Source organism: Curtobacterium sp. MCSS17_008 (assembly GCF_003234185.1).
Classification (GTDB): Bacteria; Actinomycetota; Actinomycetes; order Actinomycetales; family Microbacteriaceae; genus Curtobacterium.
Genome location: NZ_QKSM01000004.1, coordinates 111,452 through 129,126, shown reverse-complemented (window position 1 = coordinate 129,126; position 17,675 = coordinate 111,452). Strand labels below are relative to the sequence as shown.

Here is a 17,675-nt window from a genome sequence, read left to right as displayed (position 1 = left end):
CGGTTCCTCTACGCTCGCCCCATGACCTCCGAGCCGGAAGCCACCGCCGCCACCGACCCCTCGAGCGCCCGGCAACGTGACCTCGTCGCCCTGCTGATCGCCCTCGTCGTGGCGGTCGTGCTGGCTCGGATCGTGAGCAGCCTGACGCTGCGCGGTGCCGTGCCCGGGCCGGTGCTGCAGGTGCTGCAGGTGCTGCTCGGCAACGTCGCGGTGTGGGTCCCGCTCGTGTTCGGCATCATCTGGGTCGTGCGCCGGACGGGCCGCGACCTGTTCGGACGCTTCCGGATCGAGCTCGGCGACCTGGTGTTCGCGCTCGGGATCGTCATCCTGACCCGGGTGTTCGACGCCGTGCTGGCGCTGTCCTTCACCGGGACGACCGGTCTGCAGCCCGCTCCGACGCTCGGCACCCCCGACATCGGGCTGCTGCTCGTGTCCGGGGTCGGCATCGTGCTCGTGAGCCCCGTGCTCGAGGAGCTGTTCTTCCGCGGGCTGTTCCAACGCCTGCTCGCCGCCGAGCTCACGCCGCGCACCCGGTGGCTGGCCGTGCTCGTGACTGCGTTCCTGTTCGCCCTGGCGCACCTGTTCCTCGGGTCGGCGACGACGACGCTCGGCGGCTTCCAGGTCTTCTCGACGACGTTCGTGCTCGGACTGCTCACCGGCACGCTGGTCGCGATTACGAACCGCGTCGGCGGTGCGATCGTCGCGCACGTGCTGTTCAACGCCGTCGCGGTCGTCGCGACCTGGCCGCGCTGACCACGGAACGCCCTGGCCGCGCTGACCGCGGATCGTCCTGGCAGCGCTGGCCGCGGAACGTCCTGGCAGCGCTGGCCGCGGAACGTCCTGGCAGCGCTGTCCGCGGAACGTCCTGCCGGACTCGCCGCAGCCGGGCACCGTGCGCGCTCCGGGCTGTGGTGAGGTGAACGCATGACCAGCGACCTCGTGCCGTGGTTGGTCGCCGGGGGGCTCGCGGTCGTCGTGGTCGTCCTGGTGATCCTCCTGCGGCGGACCCAGTCCACCAGCCGTTCCGCCCTCGCCGACGCCGAGGTCCGACTCGACCACCGCACCGGCACGCTCGAACGGGAGCACCGCGAGCGCACCGCTGCCGCGGAGGCCGAACACGCTCGACAGCTCGCGGGCGCGGACGCTGCTCGGCGGCAGGCGGACACCGAGGCCGAACACGCCCGTGCCCTCGCCCGCACCGGCATGCGGTGGGAGGAGGCGTCGCAGCGCACCATCCTCGACGTCTGCAAGGCCGCCGGCATCAACGGAGCACTCTGCACGAACGTCGTCTTCGTGCCGGTGGCGCAGGGCGAGCGGGACCGCGATCGCAGCTACGCCGCACAGCTCGACCACGTGCTCGTGCTCGAGTCCGGGCACGTGCTCGTCATCGAGAACAAGCGGTGGAACGGCATCGTCTTCGACGGCCGGAAGCCGAGCTCGGTGCACCACGCGTTCCGGAACCTGCTCGACGAGTCGTCCCTGACCGGGTCGTTCGCGATCCAGGTGCGCAGCCGCCGCGTGCTCGACTCCGCCGACGAGGTCGAGCACTGGTGGCAGGTCCGGGTGCAGGCCGGCGGCACCGCACCGACCCGCCAGGTGCGGCAGCAGGCACGCCGGCTGCAGCGGTTCCTGGCGGACGAGGACGGCAACGGCCCGCAGTGGGTCGACTCGTGCGTGTTCTACTCGGGTGACGCCGCCGCGTACGTGAACGCCGAGGACCGCAGCACGAGCACCACCCCGACGGGGCGCTCGGCGACGACCGCCGTGGTGACGAACGACAACGAGCTGCGCGGCCTGGTCACGGATCTCGCCGGCAAGCACGCGGTGCCGAACCGCGCCCGCACGGACGCCGTCGTGCGGCGGCTGGCGGGCCAGGGTGCGCACACGATCACGATCGGCACGTACCGGCTGCCCGAGGCCTGAGCGACTGCGCCCCGGCCGCCCGGAGGCAGCCGCGGCGCAGCGGTGGCAGCAGTCGCGTCAGCGCAGCGCGCGCAGGGCGTCCGCGATCGGGGTGAGCGCCGCGGCGATCTCGTCGGCCACCCGCACGTGCGTCGACTCCGACCGGCGGTACGGGTCGTCCACGTCGTCGTCGGCCGGATCGGCGGGCGGCGGCACGGTCCCGCGCAGCCGGGCCACCCGGTCGACCAGGTCCTGCGCGGTCTCGATGCCGGCCAGGTCACCGGGCTCGAGCCCGTCGAGCACCCGCGCGAACTGCTTGATCGTGAACGCCCGCTTCGCGGCACGCGGCGCGAGCGACACCACGGCTGCCCGGTGCGAGCGCTCAGCCGTCAGCACGAGGTCGGCCGAGGCGGCGATCTGCTCGGTCAGGTAGCGCGACCGGTGGGTGGTCGGGTCACCGCCGAGACGGGCCGACTGTGCAGCGGCCGTCTCGTCCATCAGGGCGCCGTCGTCCGCGATGGTGCCGGCCGACTCCACCGTGAACGCCGGAGCATCGGGGCCGAGCCGGGCGGTCAGCACCTGGGCGCCGAGGGGCGACCGGCAGATGTTGCCACTGCAGACGAACAGGATCCGCATGCTCACGCGGTGGGCTCCGCGGCGCCGAGCAGGTCGTGGCGGACCACGATCGCGTCACGCCCGGGGCCGACCCCGATCGCCGAGATCCGGGCGCCGGACATCGCCTCGACCGCGAGCACGTAGTCCTGCGCGGTCTTCGGCAGGTCCTCGAACGAGCGGGCGCCGGTGATGTCCTCGGTCCAGCCCGGGAACTCCTCGTAGATCGGCTTCGCGTGGTGGAAGTCCGACTGGTTCACGGGGACCTCGTCCACGCGGACGCCGTCGACCTCGTACGCCACGCAGACCGGGATGGTCTCGAGGCCGGTGAGCACGTCGAGCTTCGTGAGCACGAAGTCGGTGACGCCGTTGATGCGCGCCGTGTAGCGGGCGATCGGGGCGTCGTACCAGCCGCAGCGACGCGGGCGACCGGTCGTCGTGCCGAACTCGAAGCCGTTGGCGCGGAGGAACTCGCCCGACTCGTCGAACAGCTCGGTCGGGAACGGGCCGGCGCCGACGCGGGTCGTGTACGCCTTGACGATGCCGATGATGCGCTCGAGCTTGCCCGGGCCGATGCCGGAGCCGGTCGCGGCGCCGCCGGCGGTCGCGGACGACGAGGTCACGAACGGGTAGGTGCCGTGGTCGACGTCGAGCATGGTGGCCTGGCCGGCCTCGAACAGGACGGTGTCGCCCCGCTCGAGCGCCCGGTGGATCTCGAGCGCGGTGTCGGCGACCATCGGGCGCAGGCGGTCGGCGAAGGACAGGAGCGACTCCACCACCTCGTCCGCGTCGATCGCGCGACGGTTGAACACCTTGACGAGCAGGTGGTTCTTCTGGTCGAGGGCTGCCTCGACCTTCTGCCGCAGGATGTTCTCGTCGAAGATGTCCTGGATGCGGATGCCGACGCGGTTGATCTTGTCGGCGTAGGTCGGGCCGATGCCGCGGCCGGTGGTCCCGATCTGGCGCTTGCCGAGGAACCGCTCGGTCACCTTGTCGATGGTGCGGTGGTAGTGCGTGATGACGTGCGCGTTCGCGGACACCATGAGCTTCGAGACGTCGACCCCGCGGGCGCGGAGCGCGTCGAGCTCCTGGAACAGGACCTCGAGGTCGACGACGACGCCGTTGCCGATGATCGGGGTCACGCCCGGCGTGAGGATGCCGGACGGCAGCAGGTGCAGCGCGTACTTCTCCCCGCCGACGACGACGGTGTGGCCGGCGTTGTTGCCGCCGTTGAACTTCACGACGTAGTCGATGCGGGACCCGAGGAGGTCGGTTGCCTTCCCCTTGCCCTCGTCACCCCACTGGGCACCGATGATCACTGCTGCGGGCATGGAGGTTCTCCTCACGTTGGCGGAGGACCGCACCGGCGGGCTGGGCCGGTGGTCCACCCGAGTCTATCGACTGGTCACCTCCGCGCCACCTGCCCGTGGACGACGAGCCCGCGGACCTGGGAACGCGTCCGGCGCGGACGGCGCAGCGTCGGACGTGTCAGATCCGACGAGCAAGGGAGCACCACATGAGTGACCTCGGTGACAAGGCCAAGGACTTCGCGGACAGCGACAAGGGCGAGAAGGCGACCGACGCCGGGCTCGGCAAGGCCGGCGACGCAGCCGACAAGGCGACCGGCGGTGGCCACGGCGACCAGGTCGACAAGGCCGAGCAGGCCGCGGACGACAAGATCGGTCAGTAGTCCGCACCAGGACGACGGACGGGAGGCGCGGTGCCAGCTGGCACCGCGCCTCCCGTCCGTGTGGGTGACGTTCCGCGCTCAGGCGCGGAAGAAGTCCTGGTAGGAGGGGTCCCCCACGGGCTGGGCGTGCCCCGGCTGGGCCAGGCGCTCCTCGACCATGGTCTGGAGCGCGTCCGGCGGGGTGAGCCCACGGCGCCGCCACTCCATCGGGTTGGCCCGGAGCTGCATCAGGGTGGTGTGCGTTCGCATGGGGCCATGCTCCCAGCAACTGGCTAGTTCGCCTAACTACATGTCCGCTCACCGCACTCGGCGTCGCGGGGCGCGGCAGGGCGGAACGCGGTGCGCCCCGTCACCCGAGCGGTGACGGGGCGCATCGCGGGTCCGACGTCTACCGGCGGGGCGCGACCTTCGCGGTCGCGGCGGACGTCGCCGTGCCGTCCTGGTAGCCCTTCGCCGACGCGGTGACCTCCACCTGGAAGCGGTGACCCGCGTCGGTGGTGCCGAGCGTGTACCGCTGGTCGGTCGCACCCTCGACGGCGACGCCGTCACGGAGCCACTGGTACGAGTACGACACCTTCTTGCCGTCCCACGAGCCGTGCTGCGCCTTCAGCGTCTTCCCGACCTTCGGCGTGCCCGAGATCGTGACGGCGCTGCCCTCGCGGAGCGCCAGCGTCGGCGCGGTCTGCGCCGCCTGGAGCACGTCCGCCTGGTCGCCCACCGCGTTGCCGAGGTGGAGCAGCAGCACGCGGGCGTTCGTGGCGTCCGCCTGCCGCGTGACCTGCAGCGAGCCCTGGTCCGCGAAGAGCACACCGGTGGTGGCGCCCTGCGCGAAGGTGAGCGCCGGCTCCGACGGGTCGTACGTGGCCGGGTCGGTCTCGTCCACGACGTACGAGCCGCTGGTCGCGAGGGCCGGGGCGTACGCCGACTCGGTCAGGACCGAGTAGTCGAACGGACCGGTCGCACCGATGGTCGACGCCGACACCGTCAGCACCTTGACGGCGCTGTCGAACGTGTTGACGTCCTGTCCCGCGGTCCCGCCGTTGAGCGGCTGCGAGTCGACGGTCTCGCCGGTCGCCAGGTCCACCGTGGTGGCGAACGTCGCGTCGACCGTCGCCGACTTGGCGTCGTAGACCAGGTAGTCCGGCTCGCCGTCACGGTCGGTGTCGATGAGGACCTCGACGTTCGTCACCGCGCCCGGGTTGGCGTCGGCGCCGGCGGTCTGCACACCGAAGGCCAGCGTGTCCGAGGCCTCGTCGTGGTTCGCGCCGTAGGCCCGGATGTCCGCGGCCTGCAGGGACTGCTTCGCCGAACCGGCCGGCAGCGGCTCCTGCGGGTCGGTGCCGCCGAGCACGAACGGCGCGACGACCGAGTGGTACCCGGTGACGGCGTCGCCCTGGTCGACCGAGCGGCCGGTGAGCGTGAGCTCCGCGGTCGTGGTCGAGCCCGAGAACGCGATGTCCTTGCCGTGCACGGCGCTGACCGGCTTCGGCGCGACGTACGCCCCGAGGCGCAGCGGGTTGTACTTCTTCTCGGTCGGCGTGAAGGACACGACGCCGGACTCCGCCGCGACGAACTCACGCTGGTACCCGGACTGCACCGACTCCTGCGTGGGGTCGATGACGCGACGCAGCTGCGTCGGGTCGGCGATCGTGTACGTCAGCTTGACGGTCGCGGTGCCGTGCGGCGGAGCGGTGACCCGCTTCGTGCTGAGCGAGAACGCGACACCCGGCTGGTCCACCTGGGCCCGGTACGCCACGTCGTACGTGTGCGGGCGGCCGTCCGTGTTCTGGATCTGCAGGGTGCGGGTCTCGCTGGTCTTCCCGCTGACCTCGACGACACCGTACGAGGCGGTGACGAGCTGGTCGTTCTCGATGCTGCGCACCGTGGTGCCGGCGGTGACCGCCTGCAGCGCGTCGACGCGGCCGGTGCCCTGCCGGAGCAGCGTCGCGTCCTGGTCACCCTGACGCACGTCGTGCGTCGCGGTGTTCATCACGGCGGCCTTGACCTGCGGCGCCGTCCACGACGGGTGCGACTCGAAGGTCAGCGCGACGATGCCGGCCACGTGCGGGGTCGCCATCGAGGTGCCGCTCATCGACATGCGGCCGTCACCGGTGCCGTTGGCCGCCGAGATCACGTTGACCCCGGCGCCGGCGACGTCCGGCTTGACGATGTCGTCGAACGAGCCGTGCACGCCGCGGCTGGTGAACGGGGCGAGCGTGTTCACGTTCGCCTGGTCGGTCGCCAGCTGGAAGCCCTTGAGCTCCTGTGCGAACCGCACGTGCAGGGTCCCGGCCTGCGCCGCGGCCTGGAGGCTCGCCACGCTGTCCGAGGTCAGCTCGGCCCCCGGGATGGTCGCGTTCCCCGCGACGCCGGAGTCGAAGCTCGTCACCGTGCCGGCGAGCAGGACGCCGACACCGCCGGCGGCCTGGACGTTGTTGAAGCGCACGCCGGACCCGCACTCGAGGGCGCCGTCGGTCCACTTCAGCCAGACGACCTTGCCCTTGACGTCCGCGGCCTCGTCGGCACTGAACGCCTGGCAGCCGTCGATGTTCGTGGTCGGCACGACGACGTCGCCCTCGACCGGCAGCGTGCCCTGGTAGTTCTGCGAGTACTGCGCGCGGTAGGTCCCCGCGACGTCGGACGGCGCGGTCGCCTGCACGCCGTCGAACAGCGACTGCCCGGTGGCGCTCGCGGCGACGGTCAGGGCACCCTCGGCGTTGCCCGGCGAGCCACCGATGTCGGTGAAGTCGTCGGCGTTGCCCGAGGCGATGACCGGCAGGACACCGCGGGCGGTGAGCGCGTCGATCTTCGCGTTGTCGGGGTCGTCCGGCGCGCCGTAGTCGGAGCCGAGCGACAGGTTGAGGACGTTGATGTCCTTGCCCTCGGTCAGCGCCTGGCCGACCCAGTCGAGCGCGGCACCGGTCAGGTCGGTCGAGCCGCCCTGGTCGCCGAACACCTTGAGGGCGTAGAGGCCGGCGTCGGGCGCGGTGCCCGGACCGACCCACATGTCCTGAACGGACTGGTTGGTGAGCTTCGTGTAGTCGCCGCGGAAGGTCTTCTTGTCCGCGGTCAGGCCGTAGCCCGCGGCGGTGCCGGCCACGTGCGTGCCGTGGTCGCCGCCCTTGCCGTCGATCGGGTTCGCGTCCGGCTGCGGGGTCGGGTCGTAGGCCGGGTCGCTGGTGTCGGCGTTGTAGGTCGGGCCGGCGAAGTCGTAGCCACCGAGGTACTTCTCGGCGTCGAACCAGCTGGGGTCCGGCGCGTCCGTGCTGGCCAGGGCCTCCTGGTAGGCGGCCGTCGTGCCGGGGCCACCGAAGTCGGCCTGCGTGTAGTCGAGTCCGGTGTCGAGGACGGCGACGTTGACGCCCTCGCCGGTGCGGCCGGTCTGCTGCCAGGCGTCGAGCGCGCGGGTGTAGACGTCGCTCGCCGCGTTCTTCGGGCTGACACCGTCGGCACCCGGCTGCACGAGGTCGGGGTCGACGCCGCTCGGGGCCCCCGATGCGTCACCCGGGGTCGGGTCGACGATCTTCTTCGGGGTGAGCGGGATGATGCTCTCCACGTCCGAACGGCCCGCGACGTCGCGGAGCGCGTCGACGTCGGCGACGACCGCGACACCGGGGACGGTGTACTCGGTCGAGTACAGCTCCGTCGCCTCCGCGTCGGACCGCTTGACGGCGGAACGCACCGCGTCGACGGTCGAGGTGATCGCCTTGACGCGTTCCCTGGCGGCCGACGACGGGGTCCGCGACTTCGTCAGGTCGCCGCCCTTCGCCTTCGCGTCGACCTCGAGCGCGCCCTGGCCGGTCGTGCGCACGAACGCGGCGACCGTCTTCTGGGGCTTCGCGTCGCGCAGGGGCGCCGCGAGCTTGAGGTCGGCGGCGGACAGGCCGCTCGGGGCCGCGCTGGCCGCACCACCGACGGCGAGACCGCCGCAGGTCAGGGCGACGGCGGCGATGCCGGCGGTCAGGACCCGCGCGACGCGGACCCGCGTGGTGCGCTCCTCGGCGGATGGTTGTTCGGGTGTTGCACGGTTCGGTGTTGCACGTGTCACAGGGCGCACTCCTCGGGCTCTGTCCGTGGTGGGAATTCCTGTGAAGTTATGCGTTCGTTCACAGGGACCGCAGTCGGCACTTCGGAGGACTGTCCCTCGTCCGGGGGTACAGCACCTATTAACTTGCACAGGTGTGTGCAGGTTATTACGCTCGTCCCGTGACCAGCCCCACGACCAGCCGCGATCAGCCCGGACGCGCGCCCCGGCGCGACGCGACCGAGAACCGCGCCGCCCTGATCGAGGCGGCGCGCACCGTCCTGCAGCAGGACCCCGACGCCTCGCTCGAGACCATCGCGAGCGCCGCGGGCCTCTCGCGCCGTGCGGTCTACGGACACTTCCCCTCCCGCGACGACCTGGTGCGCGAGGTGGTGACCGGCGGCGCCGCCCGCATCGCCGGCGCCATGCCGTCGTCCTCGGACCTCGCGGCCCTGCCCCCGGCCGCACGGCTGGCGGCCATCGCGGTGACCCTCTGGGCCGAGGTCTCCCACGTGCGCTCGATGGCCCGGGTCGCCCTGCGCAGCCCGTTCGCCGAGTCCGTGGCCGAGGTGTTCGCACCGCTGCGGGCACAGGTCCGGTCCGCGTGCGCGCTCGGCATCGACGAGGGCTCCATGCGTGACGACGTCGACGCCGACACGCTCGCCCGTCTCGTCGAGGCCGCGTGCATCGCCGTCCTCGACGAGGCCACCCGTTCCGGCACGAGCGACGAGGCCGGACGGCGCATGGTGGTGCTGTCGGCCCTCGGCACCGCTGGCATCGACTGGCGCACCGCGCTGCTGTCCGAGCCCGCCGCCCCCACGACCACGGTCACGACGCCCACGGAGGCCCGCGCATGACGCTCGAACTCGACCACGTCGGCATCGGCGACGAGCCCGGGGCCGCACTGCCGGTCGTGTCCGCCGTCGCCACACCGGGCCGCCCCGGCGTGGTTGCCGTCGAGACCGAGCAGGCGCCCGTGCTCGCGTCGCTCGTCGCCGGCGGACGGATGCGACCCGACACGGGTCGGGTGCTGCTCGACGGCACCGAGGACGCCGCGGCCGTGCGCCGCACGTTCGCGCTCGTGGACACCCCCGGGGTCGCCGAGCCGTTCCCCGTCATGACGCTCCGGAAGATCGTGCGCGAGGAGCTCGCGTTCGCCGGGCAGCGCCCCTCCCGCGACCACGTCGACACCGTGCTCGACGAGCTCGGGATGCGCGACCACGCCGACACGCACGTGCAGCGGGTCCCGACCGATGTCCGGGTGCGGCTGCTCGTGGAGCTCGCGCTGCTGCGGGACGGGGTCACGGGCATCGTGCTCACCTCGCCCGAGCGGCACGGGGGCGCCGTGGCCGACTGGTTCGCCGTGGTGCGCGACGTCGCCCGGCGCGGCGTCACGGTCGTCCTCGTGACGTCGAAGGCCGCCGCCGCCACCGTCGAGCAACTGCTCGACACCGTCGCCGCCCCCGGCGCCGAACCGCCGACCGGCACGGCAGACGACGACACCGACCGCGCACCCGACCGCACCCAGACCGGGGGTCCCGACGACGCGACCCTCCCCACCGGCTCGACCGCCACACCGCTCCGCAGGCTCCGCGGTGCGTCGGGACCGGCCAGCGTGGGCACACCCGACGGGGGCGAGCCGCGCCTCCCGTCCGACCTCGAAGCACCCGCAACCGTCCCGACGGAGGCACCCGCGTGACCATCCCCTCGCTCGTCCGCGCCGAACTGGCGCGCCTCACCGCCACGCCGCTCGCACGGCTGGCGTTCATCGCCCTCATGGTGGTGCCGCTGCTCTACGGCGGCGCCTACCTCTGGGCGAACCGCGACCCCTACGCCAAGCTCGACCAGATCCCGGCGGCGATCGTCGACCAGGATGCCGGCGCGACGCTCGACGGCGACCGGGTCGACTACGGCAAGGACGTCACGAAGGAGGCGATCGACGGCGCCGACTTCGACTGGACCGAGACGACCGCGACCGACGCACGCTCCGGTGTGCGGAACGGCACCTACGACTTCGTCGTGACGATCCCGCACGACTTCTCGGAGGCGTTGGTGTCCGCACGGGGCGACGACCCGAAACGGGCCGAACTCGTCATGACGACCGCGGACACGAACTCGTACCTCGCGTCGACGATCGCGGAGCAGGCGGGCAAGACCATGCGCACCGCCGTCGCCGAGCGGGTCGGCAAGCAGGCCGCGAAGACGCTGCTCGTCGGGCTCGCCGACGTGCGGGACAGCCTCGGCGACGCCGTCGACGGAGCGGGGCAGCTGGCGAAGGGCTCGACCGAGGCGGCGGACGGAGCCTCCTCGCTCGCGTCGGGCACCTCGGAACTGTCGGCCGGTGCCGCGCAGCTCGCCTCCGGCACCGCAGCGCTGCCGTCGCAGACCGCGCAGCTCGACAGCGGCGCCCAGCAGGTCGCGTCCGGGGCCTCGGCCCTGGCGTCCGGGCTGGCGGACGCGCAGCAGCAGACGGCGCAGCTGCCGGCACAGACCGCGCAGCTGAACGACGGCGCGCAGCGGGTGGCCGCAGGGAACGCTGCGCTCGCCGAGGAGGTCGACTCGTACAGCGCCGACGTCGACGCGGTGCAGCCGGTGGACGCACAGGCCGTGCTCGCACAGATCACCGCGAACCTGCCGGAGGGCGTCACGCTGACGGAGGAGCAGCAGCAGGCCATCACGACGGCCGTCGGCGACGTCAACAGCGCCGGGGCATCGGCCAAGGAGACCTACGCGTCGACGAAGTCGGCCGTCGACCAGCTCCGCGACGGCTCGGCACAGGTCGCCGCCGGCACGTCCGAGCTCGCCTCGGCGTCGCCCGCGCTCGCGGACGGCATCGCGTCGGCCTCGAGCGGTGCGTCGCAGCTCGCGGACGGCTCGTCGCAGGTCGCGGCCGGCACGTCGAAGCTGGCCGCTGCCGCACCGACGCTGTCCTCCGGTGCGGCATCGCTCGCGGACGGTGCGGCGTCGGCGGCGTCGGGCGCCTCGCAGCTCTCGGCGGGCGTGGACCAGCTCGAGGACGGCTCGAAGGAGCTCGCCACGAAGCTCGACCAGGGCCGCACGAAGATCCCCGCGTCCACCGCGTCGCAGCGTTCCTCGCAGGCGTCCGTGATCTCGGACCCGGTGCAGGTCGGCGACGACAACATCGCCGCCGCGTCGAACTACGGCGCCGGCCTCGCGCCGTTCTTCATCTCGCTCGCGGCGTGGATCGGCATGTACGCGCTGTTCCTCATCCTCAAGCCGATCTCGAAGCGGGCGATCACCGCGGTGCGGAAGCCGCTGTCGGTGGTGCTCGGCGGCTGGCTGACGCCGGCGCTGCTCGGGGTGGTGCAGATGGCGGCGCTGTTCCTGATCGTGCGGTTCGCGCTCGACCTCGACGTCATGCACGCCGGGGCCACGGTGGGGATCATGGTGCTCGCGTCGGCGACCTTCGCGGCGATCATCATGGCGCTCAACGTGCTGCTCGGGTCCGTCGGGCAGTTCCTCGGCCTGGTGCTCATGCTCGTGCAGCTCGTGACCGCCGGCGGGACCTTCCCGTGGCAGACGCTCCCCGGGCCGTTGGCGGCGCTGCACTTCGCGCTGCCGATGACGTACTCGGTCGATGCACTGCGGCAGACGATGTACGGCGGGTCCTTCGCGGCGGTGTGGTCCGACACGGGGGTGCTCGCGTGCTGGTTGCTCGGGGCGCTGCTCGTCTCGTTCGTCGTGACGGCACGGCAGACCCGCTCGCGGACGCTGCGCGACCTGCGGCCGAGCCTGATCGGGTAGCGGCCCGGGCGCGGGCGTGCGGGCGCGGGCGCGGTCGCGCGCCCGCGCCCCGCGACCGACCCGGCCCCGCGCGCCCGGCCCCGCTGCCGTTCATGGAGCAGAAGACGTCGAGTCGCGCCCGCGCACTCGACGTCTTCTGCTCCATGAACGGGGCCCGCGGCCAGGTCGCGGGAGCGTCAGCCCGCCCGACGACCGAGCGGGACGTCGGCGAGCGCTCCCCCGAGCCAGCGCATGTCCTCGTCGGGCAGGGCGGCGCGCTCGTCGGCGTCGAGGGCCGTCGCCGCGTCGTCGACCGGCACGAAGCCCATCCGCTCGCCGGCAGTGAGGTCCGCCGGGCTCCCCTGGTTGCGTGACAGCGCCCAGACGACGTGGTGCCCGGGCTCGCGGAGCGCGACCGTCGCCTCGACGAGGCGGGCGAGGTCGTCGGCCGAGGTCCACATCAACAACGCACGACGACTCGACGGCCGCTCCCCGAACGCTCCGATCCGCGCTGAGACGATCGACATCTCGAACCGGTCGGCGAACAGACTGCCGAGCAGTTCCATCGCGGCCTTCGTCACGCCGTAGTAAGTGTCCGGACGGGGCAGCCGGTCGCCCGGGACGCTGTCTGGTGCGGCCTCCGGCTCGGGCACGCGACCGACCGCGTGGATCGAGCTCGCCTGCACTACGCGCAGCACTCCCGCGACGGCCGCCCGTTCCAGGAGGTTCTTCGTGCCGGTCAGGTTCACCGCGACCAGGTCGTCCCAGGCGTCCTCGGTCGGGATGCCCGCGAGGTGCACGACCGTGTCGACCCCCACGAGCGCGAGGTCGAGCGCTTCCAGGTCAGCGACGGTGCCGGTCACGAGCCGCTCACCCGCGACGACCGGTTCCGTGGGCTCCCGCTCGTCGAACAACACGAGGTCGTGGCCGGCTGCACGGAGCCGTGGACGGAGCGCCGTCCCGATCCGACCAGCAGCACCCGTCAGCAGCAGCGTCGCCATGCGCCGGACGCTACCCCCGTCGTCGCAGCAGTCCTGCCAGCTCGGCGAGGGCCTCGACGCGGTGGGTCGTGATGTCGGCCCGACTCCAGCGCAGCACCGTCCACCCGAGGCGCTCGAACGCTCGGTAGCGCCGCAGGTCGGACTCCCACTGCGCACGATCCGTCCGGTGCTGGTCGCCCTCGTACTCGATGACGATGCGCTCCCGGCGGTACGCGAAGTCTGCGCGGCCGACGAACCGCCCTCGTTCGTCCCGGATCTCGACCTGTCCTCCGGGTTCCGGGAGCCCCGCCCGGACGATGCCCAACCGGGCCCTGGTCTCCTGCGGCGAACCGCTCCCCGGTCGCACGAGTACCAGCGCAGCACGGAGTGCCCGCACCCCCGGGCACCGACCCCGCGCGGAGAGCGCCGACACGAGGTCCTCGACCGACGTCGCGCACGCGCGGCTCGCGAGCACTGCGTCCCCGAGCACCACGAGGTCGTCGAGCCCGAGGACCGCACCGCACTCCACCCATGTCGTCGCCGGTGCGCTCGTCGGCATGCCCCACCGCGTCACGACCCGTGCGCGGTCCTCGGTGGTCCGGTGCCCGACGACACCCGCGCGCCGCATCTGTGCAGCCGGTCGAACACTCGTCACGTGCACCGGATCGTCACCGGGGTGACCGCGCGGCAAGGGCAGGCCCCACAGCACCGCCGCCGAGAGGTGGCTGATGAACTGACCGGGGCCGAGCACCGGCCGGAACGCGCGGATGCGATCGATGCCCGTCAGCGGTCGGTGTCGGTGCCACCGGAGGGACCGCGTCGGCCGGACCAGGTCACGACGACGGAGTCGCTCGCGGTGCACCGCCGCGCGGTCCGCGGCGTGGACGTCGAAGCTCCTGGTGCGCAGGTCCTTCGGGAGCGGTCGTGGGCGCATGCTCCGAGCGTCGCCGAGTCGGGCCGATCGGAGGCGATCCGTGGCCGATCTGTGCAGAACGCCCGGGTCCGGTGAGCCTGTGCAGGAGTCGCACCGCCGTTCGTGGAGCAGAAGACGTCGGGTCGGGTGCCGGCACTCGACGTCTTCTGCTCCATCAGCGAGCAGCGAGGCCGCAGGAGCGCGGGGCGCAGGGCCGCAGGGCCGCAGGGCCGCAGGGCCGCAGGGCAGCGGCGCACGGCCGCCGCTACGATCGAGGGACACCACGACAGGTCGAAGGAGATCATGGGAGACGGCACGCCCGCCACCGCAGACGGCAAGCCCGCGACCATCTACGACGTCGCCGCGCGCGCCGGCGTCTCGAAGTCCCTCGTCTCGCTCGTGCTGCAGCGCTCCCCGAAGGTCAGCGACCAGCGCCGCGAGGCCGTCCTCCAGGCGATCCAGGAGCTCGACTACCGCCCGTCCACCGCTGCCGTCTCGCTCGCCGGCACCCGCAGCCGCACGATCGGCGTCGTGCTCGACGACTTCCGGAACCAGTGGTTCGTCGACCTGCTCACCGGGCTCCGCGAGGCACTGCAGGACCAGGGCCACCGCCTCGTCGTGGCCGACCGCTTCCTCAACACCGGGCTCGACGTCTCCCCCGTCGAGGGCTTCCTGTCCATGCGCGTCGAGGGCATCGTCATCGCCGGCGAGCCGGACACCGACCTCGCCATCCCGGCCAGCATGCCCGTCGTGGTCGCCGGCGGCCGCGCGGCCCTGCCCCGCGCCGACACCGTCGCCAACGACGACCGCGCCGGCGGCCGGATGGCGGCCGAGCACCTGCTCACCCTCGGCCACACCCGCATCGGCTTCGTCGGCGGACGGTCCGCCGCCTCCGCGGAACGGCTCGCCGGCCTGGAGGCAGGGGTCGCCTCCGCCACGGCACCCGCCTCACTCGTCACCCGCGTCATGCCCGGGGAACCCACCGAGGCGGCCGGCGCCGAGGCCGTCGGGCTCCTCCTCGATGCCCACCCCGACGTCACGGCGGTGTTCGCGGCGAACGACGTGATGGCGCTCGGCGCGATGTCCGGCCTGGCGGCGCGTGGCCTGCGCGTGCCCGAGGACGTCTCGGTCATGGGCTACGACGACACGCCACTCGCGGCGACGGCCTACGTCGGGCTGACGAGCATCGACGACCGCAGCGTCGAGATCGGTCGCGGCGCCGGGGAGCGGCTGCTCGCCCGGATCGCCGACCCGACCACGCCGGCGCAGGAGACCCTCGTCGAGCCCCGGCTCGTCGCCCGCCGCACGACCGCAGCCCGCTGACCCCGCCCGGGCTGCGCCCCGCTCAGTCGGCCGGCAGCTCCGCGTGCTGCACGACCCAGGCGTGCATGACGATCGCCGCGGCGGCCGAGGCGTTGATGCTCCGCGTCGACCCGAACTGCGTGATCTCGAGGTGGGCGTCCGCTCCGGCGACGGCCTCGTCGGTGAGCCCGGGCCCCTCCTGCCCGAACAGGAACACGCAGCGCTCCGGGATCGCCGCGGTCTCGATGCGGTCGGCACCGAAGGTGTTGTCGATCGCGACCACGGGTCGGTGCTCCTCGCGCATGGCGGCGAGGAACGCGGCGACGTCCGGGTGGTACCGCACGTGCTGGTAGCGGTCGGTGACCATCGCCCCGCGCTTGTTCCAGCGGCGCCGGCCGATGATGTGCACGGTGCCCGCGAGGAAGGCGTTCGCGCTGCGCACGATGGACCCGATGTTCAGGTCGTGCTGCCAGTTCTCGATCGCGACGTCGAACGCGTGCCGACGCGTGTCCAACTCGGCGACGATGGCGTCCATCGACCAGTACCGGAACCGGTCGACGACGTTGCGGGTGTCCCCGGCGGCCAGGAGCTCCGGGTCGAGCCGCGGGTCGTCCGGCCACGGCTCGGGGTGGGGGCCGACGCCGTTCGTGGTGGCCTCGTGCGTCGGTGGCAGTCCCGGGACGGGGCCGTCCGGGCGGGCCGGTCCCGTCGACGGGACCGCGGGGTCGGACGGGAGGCGCTCGGTCACGTGACCAGCGTAGGGCGCGTGCCCCGCGCCTCCCGTCCGGCGACCGTCAGCGGTGCGCGCCGACGCGGGCCTCGATGCCGGCGGTGATGATGTCGAGACCGAGGTCGAAGCGCTCGTCGTACGAGTGCTCGCCGAGGACCTCGCGGACCACCGGGTGCCGCTCCGGGCGACCGGCCTCGGTGTCGCCGCGACCGACCTGCACGCCGGCGTGCCCGACGACGAAGTCGTAGACGACGAAGAACGCGTACATGGCCTCGCGCTCGGACAGGCCGGCCTGTTGCAGGGCGCCGACGACCTTCCTCGTGACGGCGTCCGACTCCGTCGAGGCGAGCGGTGCGCGCTGGCTGTGCGACTCGAGCACCAGGGGGTGGGTGCGCATGAGGTCGCGGAAGGTGCAGGCGAAGACACGGATGACGGAGCGCCAGTCGTCCGGCCAGACGAAGGTGGCGGTGAACTCGTCGACGGTGCGTCGGACGAGCTCGGCGTGCAGGTCGTCGAGACCGCCGATGGTGCGGTGCACGGTCATCGGCGCGACCCCGAGCCGGGCACCGAGCGCGCGGAAGGACAGGCGGTCGAGCCCCTCCTCGTTGGCGATGGTCGTCGCGGCGTCGATCACCTGCTCGCGGCTGAGGACGTTCGGGCGACCGCGGCGGCGACGCGGTGCGGGGTCGGTCGCGGTCCGGGGCTGGGCGGTCGGGGGTCCGGGGTCGACGAGCACGGGGAGGCCTCCTTGATCCGGTACGTGTCCCGAAAATGGTAGCCCAAAGCCGAACGCCGTTCGGTGTCCGGTCGGCCAGGTCCCGGTGGCCGGGTGACCAGACCGCCGGACTCGCCGCGGCCCTCCCCAGTACGCTGTGGTCATGGCGACCCGCGACGACGTCGAGTGCTGGCTGACCGACATGGACGGCGTGCTCGTCCACGAGAACCAGGCACTGCCGGGGGCTCCCGAGCTCATCCAGCAGTGGCTCGACGAGGGCACCGAGTTCCTGGTCCTGACGAACAACTCGATCTTCACGCCCCGCGACCTGAGCGCCCGGCTCCGCTGGTCGGGGCTCGAGGTCCCCGAGGAGCGCATCTGGACGAGTGCGCTCGCAACGGCGGACTTCTGCCGCTCGCAGATGCCCGGCGGCTCGGCCTTCGTGATCGGCGAGGCCGGCATGACGACGGCCCTGCACGAGGCCGGGTTCATCATGACCGAGACGGCGCCCGACTACGTCGTCGTCGGTGAGACGCGGAACTACTCGTTCGAGGCGATCACGAAGGCCGTCCGGCTCATCCGCGACGGCGCGCGGTTCATCGTCACGAACCCGGACGCGACCGGGCCATCGGCCGAGGGTGTCCTGCCGGCGACGGGTGCGATCGCGGCGATGATCGAGAAGGCCACCGGCAAGCAGCCGTACGTCGTCGGTAAGCCGAACCCGATGATGTTCCGGTCGGCGATGAACCGGATCGGGGCGCACTCCGAGAACACCGGCATGATCGGCGACCGGATGGACACCGACGTGCAGGCCGGCATCGAGGCGGGGCTGCACACCGTCCTGGTCATGACGGGCATCAGCGACCAGGCCGAGATCGACCGCTACCCGTTCCGCCCGAGCGAGGTCATCGCCGGCGTGCACGAGCTCGTCCGCGCCGAACCTGTCGAGGTCGAGCTCTAGGGCGAGATCCGGGGCGTCTCCCGCGACGCTTGTCGTCCCGCGACGCTCGTCGTCCCGCGACGCCGCCCCGTCTCAGGCCGGCGTCGACCGCAGGACGCCGCC

Annotated in this window: 16 protein-coding genes; 8 read left to right on the top strand and 8 right to left on the bottom strand. The window is 72.7% G+C overall.

Annotation, left to right across the window (positions count from 1 at the left end; all coding sequences use genetic code 11):
• Window positions 1–21 precede the first annotated feature (21 nt).
• Both DEJ23_RS06310 and DEJ23_RS06305 read left to right on the top strand, forming a co-directional pair.
• A complete protein-coding gene (locus DEJ23_RS06310; protein ID WP_181429147.1) occupies window positions 22–753 on the top strand; it encodes a CPBP family intramembrane glutamic endopeptidase in 732 nt (243 codons plus the stop codon).
• A 171-nt stretch (window positions 754–924) separates the two neighbouring features.
• Complete coding sequence (locus tag DEJ23_RS06305; protein WP_111239424.1) at window positions 925–1,923, top strand: nuclease-related domain-containing protein; 999 nt, start codon at window positions 925–927, stop codon at window positions 1,921–1,923.
• Between the two features lie 57 nt (window positions 1,924–1,980).
• On the opposite strand, the gene DEJ23_RS06300 is transcribed toward DEJ23_RS06305, so the two are convergent.
• Together DEJ23_RS06300 and DEJ23_RS06295 are read right to left on the bottom strand one after the other, a co-directional pair.
• A complete protein-coding gene (locus tag DEJ23_RS06300) occupies window positions 1,981–2,538 on the bottom strand; it encodes a hypothetical protein (RefSeq protein ID WP_111239423.1) in 558 nt (185 codons plus the stop codon).
• Window positions 2,539–2,540: 2 nt separating this feature from the next.
• Window positions 2,541–3,845 (bottom strand): adenylosuccinate synthase, encoded by a 1,305-nt coding sequence (locus DEJ23_RS06295; RefSeq protein ID WP_111239422.1) that lies wholly within the window; start codon window positions 3,843–3,845, stop codon window positions 2,541–2,543.
• A gap of 185 nt (window positions 3,846–4,030) precedes the next feature.
• Between DEJ23_RS06295 and DEJ23_RS06290 the strand changes: the two genes are divergently transcribed.
• The gene (locus tag DEJ23_RS06290) at window positions 4,031–4,204 is read left to right on the top strand and encodes an antitoxin (protein ID WP_111239421.1); all 174 of its coding nucleotides are present in this window, start codon (window positions 4,031–4,033) and stop codon (window positions 4,202–4,204) included.
• Window positions 4,205–4,282: 78 nt separating this feature from the next.
• Here DEJ23_RS06290 and DEJ23_RS15640 read toward each other — a convergent pair whose 3' ends face one another.
• Window positions 4,283–4,453, bottom strand: a complete 171-nt coding sequence (locus DEJ23_RS15640) for a hypothetical protein (protein WP_181429146.1) — start codon at window positions 4,451–4,453, stop codon at window positions 4,283–4,285.
• Window positions 4,454–4,592: 139 nt separating this feature from the next.
• Complete coding sequence (locus DEJ23_RS06285; protein ID WP_111239420.1) at window positions 4,593–8,252, bottom strand: S8 family serine peptidase; 3,660 nt, start codon at window positions 8,250–8,252, stop codon at window positions 4,593–4,595.
• Window positions 8,253–8,410: 158 nt separating this feature from the next.
• Between DEJ23_RS06285 and DEJ23_RS06280 the strand changes: the two genes are divergently transcribed.
• Genes DEJ23_RS06280 through DEJ23_RS06270 form a run of 3 tightly spaced genes read left to right on the top strand, consistent with a single transcriptional unit; the run spans window position 8,411 to window position 11,993 of the window.
• Complete coding sequence (locus DEJ23_RS06280) at window positions 8,411–9,085, top strand: TetR/AcrR family transcriptional regulator (protein ID WP_111239419.1); 675 nt, start codon at window positions 8,411–8,413, stop codon at window positions 9,083–9,085.
• Window positions 9,082–9,927: a hypothetical protein gene (locus DEJ23_RS06275; RefSeq protein WP_111239418.1), complete on the top strand. Its 846-nt coding sequence runs from the start codon at window positions 9,082–9,084 to the stop codon at window positions 9,925–9,927. Before DEJ23_RS06280 ends, DEJ23_RS06275 begins: the two co-directional genes overlap by 4 nt.
• A complete protein-coding gene (locus DEJ23_RS06270) occupies window positions 9,924–11,993 on the top strand; it encodes a YhgE/Pip domain-containing protein (RefSeq protein WP_111239417.1) in 2,070 nt (689 codons plus the stop codon). The genes DEJ23_RS06275 and DEJ23_RS06270 overlap by 4 nt, the downstream gene beginning before the upstream one ends.
• A gap of 176 nt (window positions 11,994–12,169) precedes the next feature.
• Here DEJ23_RS06270 and DEJ23_RS06265 read toward each other — a convergent pair whose 3' ends face one another.
• Entirely contained in the window at window positions 12,170–12,973 is an 804-nt protein-coding gene (locus tag DEJ23_RS06265) for an NAD(P)-dependent oxidoreductase (RefSeq protein ID WP_111239416.1), read from the bottom strand.
• Between the two features lie 10 nt (window positions 12,974–12,983).
• The gene (locus DEJ23_RS06260) at window positions 12,984–13,886 is read right to left on the bottom strand and encodes an endonuclease domain-containing protein (protein ID WP_111239415.1); all 903 of its coding nucleotides are present in this window, start codon (window positions 13,884–13,886) and stop codon (window positions 12,984–12,986) included.
• A gap of 282 nt (window positions 13,887–14,168) precedes the next feature.
• On the opposite strand from DEJ23_RS06260, the gene DEJ23_RS06255 reads away from it, so the two are divergent.
• Window positions 14,169–15,188, top strand: coding sequence for a LacI family DNA-binding transcriptional regulator (locus DEJ23_RS06255; protein WP_111239414.1), 1,020 nt, complete (start codon window positions 14,169–14,171; stop codon window positions 15,186–15,188).
• 22 nt (window positions 15,189–15,210) lie between these two features.
• Here the strand turns inward: DEJ23_RS06255 and DEJ23_RS06250 are convergent, their stop codons facing one another.
• Complete coding sequence (locus DEJ23_RS06250; protein ID WP_375342263.1) at window positions 15,211–15,915, bottom strand: TrmH family RNA methyltransferase; 705 nt, start codon at window positions 15,913–15,915, stop codon at window positions 15,211–15,213.
• A gap of 46 nt (window positions 15,916–15,961) precedes the next feature.
• Complete coding sequence (locus tag DEJ23_RS06245) at window positions 15,962–16,633, bottom strand: TetR/AcrR family transcriptional regulator (protein WP_181429145.1); 672 nt, start codon at window positions 16,631–16,633, stop codon at window positions 15,962–15,964.
• A 142-nt stretch (window positions 16,634–16,775) separates the two neighbouring features.
• On the opposite strand from DEJ23_RS06245, the gene DEJ23_RS06240 reads away from it, so the two are divergent.
• The gene (locus DEJ23_RS06240; RefSeq protein ID WP_111239413.1) at window positions 16,776–17,573 is read left to right on the top strand and encodes an HAD-IIA family hydrolase; all 798 of its coding nucleotides are present in this window, start codon (window positions 16,776–16,778) and stop codon (window positions 17,571–17,573) included.
• Window positions 17,574–17,675 lie beyond the last annotated feature (102 nt).

What these genes read in the sequence shown, in the direction of transcription:
- DEJ23_RS06290 (WP_111239421.1), top strand. Translation starts at nt 4,031, where the DNA reads ATGAGTGACCTCGGTGACAAGGCCAAGGACTTCGCGGACAGCGACAAG.
- DEJ23_RS06260 (WP_111239415.1), bottom strand. Translation starts at nt 13,886, where the DNA reads ATGCGCCCACGACCGCTCCCGAAGGACCTGCGCACCAGGAGCTTCGAC.
- DEJ23_RS15640 (WP_181429146.1), bottom strand. Translation starts at nt 4,453, where the DNA reads ATGCGAACGCACACCACCCTGATGCAGCTCCGGGCCAACCCGATGGAG.
- DEJ23_RS06255 (WP_111239414.1), top strand. Translation starts at nt 14,169, where the DNA reads ATGGGAGACGGCACGCCCGCCACCGCAGACGGCAAGCCCGCGACCATC.
- DEJ23_RS06265 (WP_111239416.1), bottom strand. Translation starts at nt 12,973, where the DNA reads ATGGCGACGCTGCTGCTGACGGGTGCTGCTGGTCGGATCGGGACGGCG.
- DEJ23_RS06275 (WP_111239418.1), top strand. Translation starts at nt 9,082, where the DNA reads ATGACGCTCGAACTCGACCACGTCGGCATCGGCGACGAGCCCGGGGCC.
- DEJ23_RS06240 (WP_111239413.1), top strand. Translation starts at nt 16,776, where the DNA reads ATGGCGACCCGCGACGACGTCGAGTGCTGGCTGACCGACATGGACGGC.
- DEJ23_RS06295 (WP_111239422.1), bottom strand. Translation starts at nt 3,845, where the DNA reads ATGCCCGCAGCAGTGATCATCGGTGCCCAGTGGGGTGACGAGGGCAAG.
- DEJ23_RS06310 (WP_181429147.1), top strand. Translation starts at nt 22, where the DNA reads ATGACCTCCGAGCCGGAAGCCACCGCCGCCACCGACCCCTCGAGCGCC.
- DEJ23_RS06300 (WP_111239423.1), bottom strand. Translation starts at nt 2,538, where the DNA reads ATGCGGATCCTGTTCGTCTGCAGTGGCAACATCTGCCGGTCGCCCCTC.
- DEJ23_RS06305 (WP_111239424.1), top strand. Translation starts at nt 925, where the DNA reads ATGACCAGCGACCTCGTGCCGTGGTTGGTCGCCGGGGGGCTCGCGGTC.